The sequence below is a fragment of the Streptomyces sp. NPDC054786 genome (genome assembly GCF_053611685.1).
Map to the genome: position 1 here is coordinate 40,962 of NZ_JBSHAW010000056.1, position 10,066 is coordinate 51,027.

A 10,066-nucleotide genomic window follows, 5' to 3' on the forward strand; every position below is an offset into this window, starting at 1 on the left:
GGGATAGCCTCGATTTCATTGGCCTGGCGTGAAGGTGACCGGCAGCTTCGGGGGCTTGGCGCCGGTCGGCGGGACCTGGAGGGTTTTCAGCGCGAAGGCCATGACCTGCTGGTAGATCGGGCCACAGACCTGGCCGCCGAAGTAGCTGCCCGTAGTGGGGTTCTGAACGGCGCAGTAGACCGTGATGCGGGGCTTGTCGGCGGGTGCGAAGCCGGCGAAGGACGCCGTGTAGCCGTGGTAGCGGCCGGTTTTGGGGTCCACCCGGTTGGACGTGCCGGTCTTGCCGCCGACGCGATAGCCGTCGATCTTCGCCTTCGCTCCGGTGCCTTCCTCGTCGTCGACCACCGATTCGAGCATGGTGGCGAGCGTGCTCGCGGTCTTCCGGCTGACCACGCGGTTCCTGTCGGGCTTGGGCGCCGGTGCGTAGTGGCCGCCGGGTCCGGTGCTGCCGCGGACCAATGAGGGAGCGATGCGCTCGCCGCCGTTGGCGATCGTGGAGTAGACGGAGGCGGCCTGTACGGCGTTGAGGGACAGCCCCTGGCCGAACGGGATGGTGAACTGCTGCGAGGTGTTCCAGTCCTGCGGCTTGGCCAGGATGCCGTCGGTCTCCCCGGGGAAGCCGAGCCCGGTCGGCTTCCCGATACCGAACTTGCGCAGATACGAGTAGAGGACCTGGTTGGCGGCGGGCTGGGTCCTGCCGAGCTGGCCGGCCGCGAGGATCGTGCCGATGTTGCTGGACTTGGCGAGCACACCGTTGAGCGTCAGATGCCAGGTGGCGTGGTCGATGTCGTCCGCGAACAGCCGGTCGCCGCGGTGCAGCCGGTTGGGCACGGTGACCCGGGTGGACGACGTGGCGACACCCTGCTCCAGGACGGCGGCCATCGACATCAGTTTGCTGGTGGACCCCGGCTCGAACGCGTCGGACAGCGCGGCATTGCCCAGCGCTTCCGGGTCCGCCTTCGAGACCTCGTTGGGGTCGAACCCGGGCGCATTGGCGAGCGCCAGGATCTCCCCGGTGCGGGTGTCCTGGACGACGACATAGCCGCGGTCGGCGTTCGACTTGGCGACCTGCTGGGTGATGGCCTGCTGGGCCGCCCACTGGATGTCGCGGTCGAGGGTCAGCTCGACGTCGCTGCCGGGGACGGCAGGGTGTTCCTGGGTGTCGGCGGTGGGCACCCGGCGGCCACCGGACTGGGCGTAGACGAGCTTGCCGTCCTTGCCCGCCAGCTGCTTGTTCAGCAGCGCCTCCAGGCCGCCGCCGCCCTTGCCGGCTCCGTTGACGAAGCCGAGGACGCCGGCGGCGAGGTTCTGGTTCGGGTAGAGGCGCTTGCTGTGCTTGTCGGCGAAGATCCCCACCAGGACATCGGGCCGGGGCGCGCTCTTGGGGGCGGCGGCCGCCTTGGCGTCGAGGCTCTTGCGCAGGTCCTTGATCCGCTTCCAGATCTGCGGGGTCCGCTGCCGGGCGAGCAGGACGTAGCGCGCCTTGGGGCGGTCGAGCTTCTCGGTGAGGGTGGCCCGGTCCTCGCCGAGGATCGGCGCGAGCAGCGCGGCGGCCCGCTGCGGAGCGTCGTCGATCTTGGTCTTGCCGGGCGCCAGCAGGCTCGGGTCGGCGGTGATGTCGTACGCATCGACGGTGGTGGCGAGGTCCACGCCGTTCCGGTCGGTGATCGCACCGCGCTCGGCGGCCAGCTTGACCGGTACATAGCGGTTCTCGTTGGCCTTGGCGGCGAACGCCCCGGCGTCCACGGCCTGCACCTGGAAGAGCCGTACGACGAAGACCAGCATCACCAGCGTCAGTGCGAGGGCGACCAGCCGCAGCCGGGGGCGCGGGCTGCCGAGGCGGAGCGCCGGGGGCCCGGAGCGGGGGCGGGCGGCGGGGCGCCGGGCGGGGGGCCTGGGACCCGGCCGGGACGCGGGGCGCTTGGCGGGCGGGCGGCCGGCGCGGCCGCCGCGCTGGGCGGGGCGCGGCACCCGGCGAGGGTCCCTGGGCTCGGTCATGCCGCGATCACCTGCCGGAGGTCGTCGGGAAGAGGGCGGCCGCGGCGTCGGCCTCGGGTGCGGCGGAGGCGGTACCGGCGAACGGGATGCGCGGGGCGGAGGAGACCAGGGAGGCCGGGGCGGCCGCCGGCGCCGGCGGGGCGGGGTCGCCCGGTGTCAGCGCTGCGCGGTCCGGGCCCGGCGCACCCGCCGTCGCCGGCACCGGCGGCCGCACGGCCGGCGGCTCCGGCGGGACGGGCGGTGCGGACGGGACGGTGGGGCCGGCCGTGCCCGGCCTCGACGGCTCGGCGGAGGTGCTCAGCGGCGCCCCGTCCGACGTGGCCGCGCTCGTCCTGCCGCGGACGGTGCCGTCCGGGAGCAGGAACGCGGGGCTGCCGCCCGGCACCATGCCCAGTCGGCGGGCCCGCCGCTCCAGCGCGCCCGGGGCGGAGTACGCGTCCACATCCTGCTGCAGCGCCTGCTGCTCGTCCGTCAGCTCGTCGGTCTTCTTCTCCAGCTTGCTGAGCTCGAACGACCCCTGGTTGAGGGCCGAGTTGAGCAGCAGCAGGGTGATCAGGCCGGAGCCGAGCAGGACGACGATGAGGAGCACGAAGGGCGTGCGCGCCGCGGTGCCGACGCCGGAGGGGAACAGCGCGGCAAAGCGTTTCTGCCTGCCGCGCGGCACCCCCTGGCCTCTCACGCGGTGTCCTCGACGATCTCGCGGATGCGCTCTGCGCCGCGCAGCCGGGCAGGGGCGGCGCGGCGGTTCTCGGCGACCTCCTCCTCCGTGGGGAGTTCGGCGCCGCGGGTGAGCAGCTTGAGCCGGGGCTGGTAGCGCTCGGGGACGACCGGCAGCCCGGCCGGCGCCGTATTGGCCGCTCCGGCCGCGAGGACCTGCTTGACCAGCCGGTCCTCCAGCGACTGGTAGGAGAGCACGGCGATCCGGCCGCCCACGGCGAGCGCCTTCACAGCCGCCGGAACGGCGCGCTCGACACTCGCCAGCTCACCGTTGACCTCGATGCGCAGTGCCTGGAACGTGCGCTTGGCGGGATTGCCGCCGGTGCGCTTGGCGGCCTGCGGCAGCGCGTCACGGATCAGCTCGACCAGCCGCGCGCTGTTGGCGAACGGTTCCTTGGCGCGCTCGCGTACGACGGCCTCCACGATCCGCTTGGCCTGCTTCTCCTCACCGTAGGAGCGCAGGATCCGGACCAGCTCACCGGGCGCATAGGTGTTGAGGACGTCCGCGGCGCTGATGCCGGTCGTCTGGTCCATCCGCATGTCCAGCGGGGCGTCCTGCGCATACGCGAAGCCGCGGTCGGCCTCGTCGAGCTGCATGGAGGACACCCCGAGGTCGAACAGGACGCCCTGGACGCGCGGGGTGCCGAGACGGTCGAGGACCTCGGGGAGCTCGTCGTAGACGGCGTGCACCAGGGTGGCGCGCTCTCCGTACGGGGCGAGCCGCTCGCCCGCGAGCTTCAGGGCGGACGGGTCGCGGTCGAGCGCGATCAGCCGGGCCGCCGGGAAGGTGGAGAGCAGTGCCTCGCTGTGCCCGCCGAGTCCGAGCGTGCAGTCCACGACGACCGCGCCGGGCTCGGCGAGGGCGGGGGCGAGCATGTCCAGACACCTCTGGAGCATGACGGGGACGTGGCGAGTGTTGTTGGTCATACGACGGCCCCGCTGCGCTCGGCCCGCCTGCAGGCGCCACGCGCGCACCGCTTCCTGAATCGCTCGCTACGCTCGCTCATGTGCCTTCCGATGGGCTGGGCGGCAGGTGGGTCCCCGGCCGCTGGCTGGGGGGTTGCCGCACGTACCGCTTGGTCCCCGCCCGCTCTGAAGGGGAAGTGGCCCTCCGGCGACGGGGAAGTGACGTCGGAAGACCATGGGAGCGGGAGGAGGCCGAGCCGTACGTACGATGCGCGCACGCGAGGAATCCGGTATCCAAGGAGAGCGTCACGCCTCCCACTTCGCGCCACTTTAGTCCACCGGCTGTCCCGGTCAATCAACCGGTTCCGCGCGTCCTCCGACGGCTTTCGCGCCACCTTTCCCGCGGGCTTCTCACCCGGACGGCGGTGACACGGACGGCCCTGTGGATTACCTCACAAGGGGTGAAGTTGACCCCTATGCCCCACCTCTCATGCAGCCGAAAGGCCGGGTGACGATTACCTTGAATCCATGCCCATACCTGCATCGCAGCCGTTGCCCCCGTCCGCCGACAGCGCCGGCGGCCGTGCCGGTGACACCGTCACCGACCGACTCGTCGAGGCGAACCAGCGCTACGCCGATGCGTTCAGCGACCCCGGGATGGACGCCCGGCCCGTGCTCAAGGTCGCCGTCGTGGCCTGTATGGACGCCCGGCTCGACCTGCACGACGCGCTGGGCCTCGAGCTCGGCGACTGCCACACCATCCGCAATGCCGGCGGTGTGGTCACCGACGACATCATCCGGTCCCTGACCATCAGCCAGCGTGCCCTCGGCACCCGCTCGGTCGTCCTCATCCACCACACCGGCTGCGGTCTGCTCAGCCTGACCGAGGACTTCCGCCACGACCTGGCGGCCGAGGTCGGGCAGCGTCCCACCTGGGCCGTCGAGGCGTTCAAGGACCTCGACGAGGACGTACGGCAGTCCATGCAGCGGGTGCGCACCTCGCCCTTCCTCCTGCACACCGACGATGTCCGCGGCTTCGTCTTCGACGTGACCACGGGGCTGCTCCGGGAGATCGACCCGCGGCCCTGACGCTCCGGGGCCGGTCCGGCCGATGTGCGGACCGGCCCGGAAAGCCGGATTCGCCGGGAAGGCCGGGACTTATCCTTGTGAGTTATCCACAGGTCATGACGCGAAGCCGCGCGGGCGGCAAGAATGCGTGAGTGACGTCGTCTTGGCGGTGCCGGGTGCGACGCACACTTTCGGGGTGGGCCGGGTCCGCACAGGGGGCATCGGCCCGTAGTACGGGGCCGAGGAGGGCCGAGTGACGACGTATGACGAACGAGCGAGCCTCAGCGATCTGACCACCACCGCGGAGCGTGTTCACCGGTCGGTGGAGGGCGTGATCGAGGGCAAGCCGGAGGTCGTACGGCTCGCGCTGACCGTGCTGCTGGCCGAGGGACATCTGCTCATCGAGGATGTGCCCGGCGTCGGCAAGACCATGCTCGCCAAGGCGCTCGCCCGCTCCATCGACTGCTCGGTGCGGCGTATCCAGTTCACGCCCGACCTGCTGCCCTCCGACATCACCGGCGTGAGCATCTTCGACCAGCAGCAGCGGGACTTCGAGTTCAAGCCCGGCGCGATCTTCTCCCAGATCGTGATCGGCGACGAGATCAACCGCGCCTCGCCCAAGACCCAGTCGGCGCTCCTGGAATCCATGGAGGAGCGCCAGGTCACGATGGACGGGCAGACCTATGAGCTGCCCAGCCCGTTCATGGTGGTCGCCACCCAGAACCCGGTCGAGATGGAGGGCACATACCCCCTCCCCGAGGCGCAGCGGGACCGCTTCATGGCGCGGGTGTCGATCGGCTATCCCAGCCCGGCGGCCGAGCTGCAGATGCTGGACGTGCACGGCGGCGCCTCGCCGCTCGACGACCTCCAGCCGGTCGCGCACGCCCACGAGATCCTCAAGCTGATCGAGGCGGTGCGTACGGTCCATGTCGCCGAGACGGTGCGCAGATACACCGTGGACCTGGTGGCGGCCACCCGCAGCCACCCCGAGCTGCGGCTCGGCGCCTCGCCGCGGGCGACCCTGCATCTGCTGCGCGCGGCCAAGGCCTCGGCCGCGCTCCTGGGGCGGGAGTACGCCCTCCCGGACGATGTCCAGTCGCTGGCGGCGGCGGTGCTCGCGCACCGGCTGCTGCCCACCGCCCAGGCCCAGTTGAACCGCCGGACGGCCGAACAGATCGTGCTGGAGATCCTGCAGCGCGTCCCGGTCCCCGACCCGTCCGCGCAGGCCTGGCGGACACCCGGCCAGCAGCCGCCCGGCGTACGGGGGTTGTGATGTCCGAGGGGGGCGGCGAGGGGACGCCGGGGCGCAGCGGACTGCGGGCGGCCCTCGGGGGGCTGACGACGCGGGGCAGATCGTTCCTGGCGGCCGGGGTGGCTGCCATGGCGTGCTCCTACCTCCTGGGACAGGCGGATCTGCTGCGGGTCGGTCTTCTGCTCGCCGCCCTCCCACTGGTGTGTGTCCTGGTCCTGCACCGCACCCGCTACCGGGTCGCGGGCAGCCGTACGCTCTCCCCCGCCCGGGTGCCCGCGGCGGCCGAGTCCCGGGTCCGGCTGCGGATGGAGAACATCTCCCGGCTGCCGACGGGCGTACTGATGCTGCAGGACCGGGTGCCGTACGTCCTCGGGCCCCGGCCGCGCTTCGTCCTGGACCGGGTCGAAGCCGGCGGCCGCCGCGAGGTCTCCTACCGCGTCCGCTCCGATCTGCGCGGACGCTATCCGCTGGGACCGCTGCAACTGCGGCTCTCCGACCCCTTCGGGATGTGCGAGCTGACCCGTTCGTTCAGCGCCGTCGACACCCTGACGGTGGTGCCGCGGGTCGAACCGCTGCCGCCGGTGCGGCTGGCGGGCGAGGCCGCCGGGTACGGCGACGGACGCCGGCGCTCCCTGGCGCTGACCGGCGAGGACGATCTCATTCCGCGCGACTACCGGCACGGCGACGATCTGCGCCGGGTCCACTGGCGGTCCACCGCGCGCTACGGCGAGTTGATGGTCCGCAGGGAGGAGCAGCCGCAGAAGGCGCGCTGCACGGTCCTGCTCGACACCCGCGGGATCGCCCACCCGGGAGCGGGCCCCGACTCGGCCTTCGAGTGGGCGGTGGCGGGCGCCGCCTCGGCCGCGGTGCATCTGCTGGAGCGTGGCTTCTCGGTGCGGCTGCTGACCGACACGGGCACCTCGGTGCCGGGCCCCGACGGCGCCGGCGGCTTCGCGGGCGGCGCCGAATCCGCCGACGCCATGGGCCTGTTGCTGGACACCCTCGCCGTCGTGGACCACTCCGAGGAAGAGGGGCTGTCGGCGGCGTACAACGCCGTGCGCAGCGGCAGCGAAGGACTGCTGATCGCCTTCTTCGGCGATCTGGACGAGGAGCAGGCGGCGGTCGCCGGACGGATGCGGCAGCGCAGCGGCGCGGCCGTCGCCTTCGTCCTGGACGGCGACGCCTGGACGCGGGGCCCCGGCGGCATCAGATTCTCCGGCGGCCAGGTCCCGGTGGCCGAACGGCTGCGGCTGCTGCGCAGGGCGGGCTGGACGGCGCTGCCGGTGACTCCGGGCGAGGCGCTCGCCGACCTGTGGCGTACGGCCGCGGACCGTAGCGGGGCGGAGCCGCACCGGCCGGCGGACGCGGGCGCGCCGGAGACGGTGACCGGGGGCTGGTCATGAACGGGGGCGTGGACATGCGACGGCCTACGGACGGGCGGCCGCTGAGGGACGGGGAACCGGGTGCACCCCGCCACCGCGGCCGGGTCGGCGGACCGTGCGGGCGGTGCCCGGGTCCCGAGGGAAATGAGGCACGGGCATGAGCGGCCGGGCGCGGCTGGCGCTGTGCGCGGCGGTGGCCACCCTGTGTGCCGCCGGCTCGCTGCTGCCGCTGGTGGATCCCCTCACCTGGATCTTCGAGGCAGCGATCCTGCTGGCCATCATGAGCGGCGTGGGCGCGGCCGCCCGCCGGGTGCCCCTCGCCGGACCGCTGACCATCGGCGCACAGGCCCTGGCCGCCGTCCTGCTGATGACCCTGCTGTTCACCCGGAACGAGGCGGTCCTCGGACTGCTGCCGGGCCCGGACGCCGTCGCGGAGTTCGGCCGACTGCTGCAGGACGGCGTACAGGACGTCGGCCGGTACGCCATCCCCGCCCCGGTCACCCCCGGCATCCGGCTGCTGCTGATCGCCGGCGTGCTGGTGATCGGCCTGGCCGTGGACGCGCTGGCCGTCACCTACCGCAGCGCAGCGCCCGCCGGGCTGCCGCTGCTCGCGCTGTATTCGGTGGCGGCGGGACTGTCCCAGGGCGGCGCGGGCTGGCTGCTGTTCCTGATTGCGGCGGCCGGATATCTGCTGCTTCTGCTGGCCGAGGGCCGCGACCGGCTGTCCCAGTGGGGCCGGGTGTTCGGCGGGCCGGGCGCCGGAGCCGACCTGCCGGGCGGCGGACGGGGATTCGCCACCGGCGCCGACGGGCCGGCGTACGCCCCGGTCCGCACGGGCCGCAGGATCGGCGCGCTGGCGCTCGGGCTCGCCGTGGTGGTGCCCGCCGTGCTGCCCTCCCTCGGCGGCGGGTTGCTGGGCGCCTCCGGAAGCGGCGCGGGGCCCGGCGGCGGCGGTGGCACGATCTCCGCGGTGAACCCGCTGGTGTCGCTGCAGGACAGCCTCAACCAGCCCGAGGACAAGGAAGTCCTCAACTACCGCACCACCGCCTCCGACACCCGCGATCTGTATCTGCGGATCGTCGCCCTCGACCAGTTCGACGGCACGACCTGGAAGCCGTCCGAGCGTACGGTCACGGATGTCCCCGAGCAGCTCCCGCGACCGCCCGGCCTCAGCTCCGCGGTCGGCCTCAACCGGATCAACACCTCCATCTCGACCGCCGAGTGGTACGCCCAGAACTGGCTGCCGCTCCCCTACCCGGCGTCCAAGGTGGACATTTCCGGACGCTGGCGCTTCGAGCCCAGGGGCCGCACGCTCGTCGGGGACCGCGGGCAGAACACCCACGGCCTGCAGTACCAGGTCGAGAGCCTCCAAGTGCGGCCCACGTCAGGGCAGCTGGCCGCCGCGCCGGCGCCGCCCGCCGGCCTGCTGCGCGAGTACACCAAGGTGCCGGACTCGCTGCCCCCGGTCGTACGGACCACCGCGCGCCGGGTCACCCGCGGCGCACCGACCACCTACGCCAAGGCCGTCAAGCTCCAGGACTGGTTCGCGCTCAACGGCGGCTTCAGCTACAACACGGACGTCCGGGCGGGCAGCGGTTCCGCGGCCATTGTGCGGTTCCTGCGGCAGAAGGAGGGCTTTTGCGTCCACTTCTCCTTCTCGATGGCGGCGATGGCCCGGACGCTGGGCATCCCGGCCCGGGTCGCGGTCGGATTCACCCCGGGCACCAAGCAGCCCGACGGCACGACCTCGGTCGGCCTGAAGGACGCACATGCCTGGCCCGAGCTGTACTTCCAGGGCATCGGCTGGACCCGCTTCGAGCCGACCCCGAGCCGCGGCAGTATCCCTGACTACGCGTACCCCGAAACCCCGGGCACCGCCGACCCCGGCGGCCCGGACCCCGCGCCCTCCCGGTCCGCGGCACCCTCGGAGGGGCCCTCCGCGGCCCCGTCGTGCGGCCCCGGCGAGCAGCGGTCCGGGTCCGGCCCGGGATGTGTCACGCTGCCCACGGATCCCGGCGCCCGCCCCCCGGAGAGCGGCTCGTCCCCCTGGGCGGCCACCGGTATCGCACTGGCCGCCCTGCTCGTCCTGCTGCTGCCCACGGCCCCGCTGCTGTGGCGTCTGCGTACGCGCTCCAGACGGCTGGCGGCCGACGGTCCGGACGGGGACTTCGCCGCGGGCACCCTCGCCGCCTGGCGGGAGCTGCTGGACACCGCCTGGGACTTCGGCATCCTGCCGGACGAGTCGCTGACTCCGCGTAAGGCGGCGACGCGGATCATTCAGCTCGGAGAACTGCAACCGGAGCCCGCCGCGGCCGCCCAGCGCGTTGCGGCGGCGGTCGAGCAGGTTCTGTACGCACCGCAACCGCAGCCGGTGTCCGGTCTCGCCCTCGACGTACAACAGGTGCGGGCCGGGTTGCGGGCCGGCGCGACCCGTGGCATGCGGCTGCGCGCCCAGTTCGCCCCGCGCTCCGTGGCCCGCCTCCGCTGGGCCTGGTCCGCCCGCTGGACGGCATGGCTGCTCCGCTGCCGCGGCAGCCGCCCGGTGGCCTCGGCACGGCGCGCGGCTGCCGCCCTCCGGCCAGGCCGGCAGCGGGCGTAGCCAGCGGCATCTGGCACGGAAAACGTGTGGTGGGCGCCCCCACCGGCCGGGGGGGCCCCACCACAACAAAACCCGGGCACACCGCGCCGGGCCGGTGGTGGCCCCGGGCCGGGGTCACCCGAGAAGTGTACACCACACCCCCGG

7 protein-coding genes are annotated in these 10,066 nt (G+C 73.1%); 4 read left to right on the top strand and 3 right to left on the bottom strand.

Annotated features, from left to right (window positions below; genetic code table 11):
- Positions 1-15: 15 nt before the first annotated feature.
- Genes ACWGI6_RS34220 through rsmH form a run of 3 tightly spaced genes read right to left on the bottom strand, consistent with a single transcriptional unit; the run spans position 16 to position 3,642 of the window.
- Positions 16-1,998, bottom strand: a complete 1,983-nt coding sequence (locus ACWGI6_RS34220) for a peptidoglycan D,D-transpeptidase FtsI family protein (protein WP_393909692.1) — start codon at positions 1,996-1,998, stop codon at positions 16-18.
- Between the two features lie 7 nt (positions 1,999-2,005).
- Positions 2,006-2,677 (bottom strand): septum formation initiator family protein, encoded by a 672-nt coding sequence (locus ACWGI6_RS34225; RefSeq protein ID WP_453271101.1) that lies wholly within the window; start codon positions 2,675-2,677, stop codon positions 2,006-2,008.
- Positions 2,674-3,642 (bottom strand): 16S rRNA (cytosine(1402)-N(4))-methyltransferase RsmH, encoded by a 969-nt coding sequence (gene rsmH / locus ACWGI6_RS34230; protein ID WP_453271102.1) that lies wholly within the window; start codon positions 3,640-3,642, stop codon positions 2,674-2,676. Before rsmH ends, ACWGI6_RS34225 begins: the two co-directional genes overlap by 4 nt.
- Positions 3,643-4,149: 507 nt before the next feature.
- Here rsmH and ACWGI6_RS34235 point away from each other — a divergent pair.
- The 4 genes from ACWGI6_RS34235 to ACWGI6_RS34250 all read left to right on the top strand — a co-directional run bounded on the left by ACWGI6_RS34235 (position 4,150) and on the right by ACWGI6_RS34250 (position 9,922).
- Positions 4,150-4,710, top strand: a complete 561-nt coding sequence (locus tag ACWGI6_RS34235) for a beta-class carbonic anhydrase (protein WP_393909695.1) — start codon at positions 4,150-4,152, stop codon at positions 4,708-4,710.
- Positions 4,711-4,942: 232 nt separating this feature from the next.
- Positions 4,943-5,962, top strand: a complete 1,020-nt coding sequence (locus tag ACWGI6_RS34240) for an AAA family ATPase (protein ID WP_393909696.1) — start codon at positions 4,943-4,945, stop codon at positions 5,960-5,962.
- Positions 5,962-7,344 (top strand): DUF58 domain-containing protein, encoded by a 1,383-nt coding sequence (locus ACWGI6_RS34245; RefSeq protein WP_453271103.1) that lies wholly within the window; start codon positions 5,962-5,964, stop codon positions 7,342-7,344. The genes ACWGI6_RS34240 and ACWGI6_RS34245 overlap by 1 nt, the downstream gene beginning before the upstream one ends.
- Before the next feature lie 136 nt (positions 7,345-7,480).
- Positions 7,481-9,922 carry a transglutaminase family protein gene (locus ACWGI6_RS34250; RefSeq protein ID WP_453271104.1) on the top strand — a complete coding sequence of 814 codons (2,442 nt, stop codon included), beginning with the start codon at positions 7,481-7,483 and terminating at the stop codon, positions 9,920-9,922.
- Positions 9,923-10,066: the final 144 nt, after the last annotated feature.

Excerpts from the sequence above, each read along its gene's own strand:
- ACWGI6_RS34220 (WP_393909692.1), bottom strand. The coding sequence starts at position 1,998 with ATGACCGAGCCCAGGGACCCTCGCCGGGTGCCGCGCCCCGCCCAGCGC.
- rsmH (WP_453271102.1), bottom strand. The coding sequence starts at position 3,642 with ATGACCAACAACACTCGCCACGTCCCCGTCATGCTCCAGAGGTGTCTG.
- ACWGI6_RS34235 (WP_393909695.1), top strand. The coding sequence starts at position 4,150 with ATGCCCATACCTGCATCGCAGCCGTTGCCCCCGTCCGCCGACAGCGCC.
- ACWGI6_RS34245 (WP_453271103.1), top strand. The coding sequence starts at position 5,962 with ATGTCCGAGGGGGGCGGCGAGGGGACGCCGGGGCGCAGCGGACTGCGG.
- ACWGI6_RS34250 (WP_453271104.1), top strand. The coding sequence starts at position 7,481 with ATGAGCGGCCGGGCGCGGCTGGCGCTGTGCGCGGCGGTGGCCACCCTG.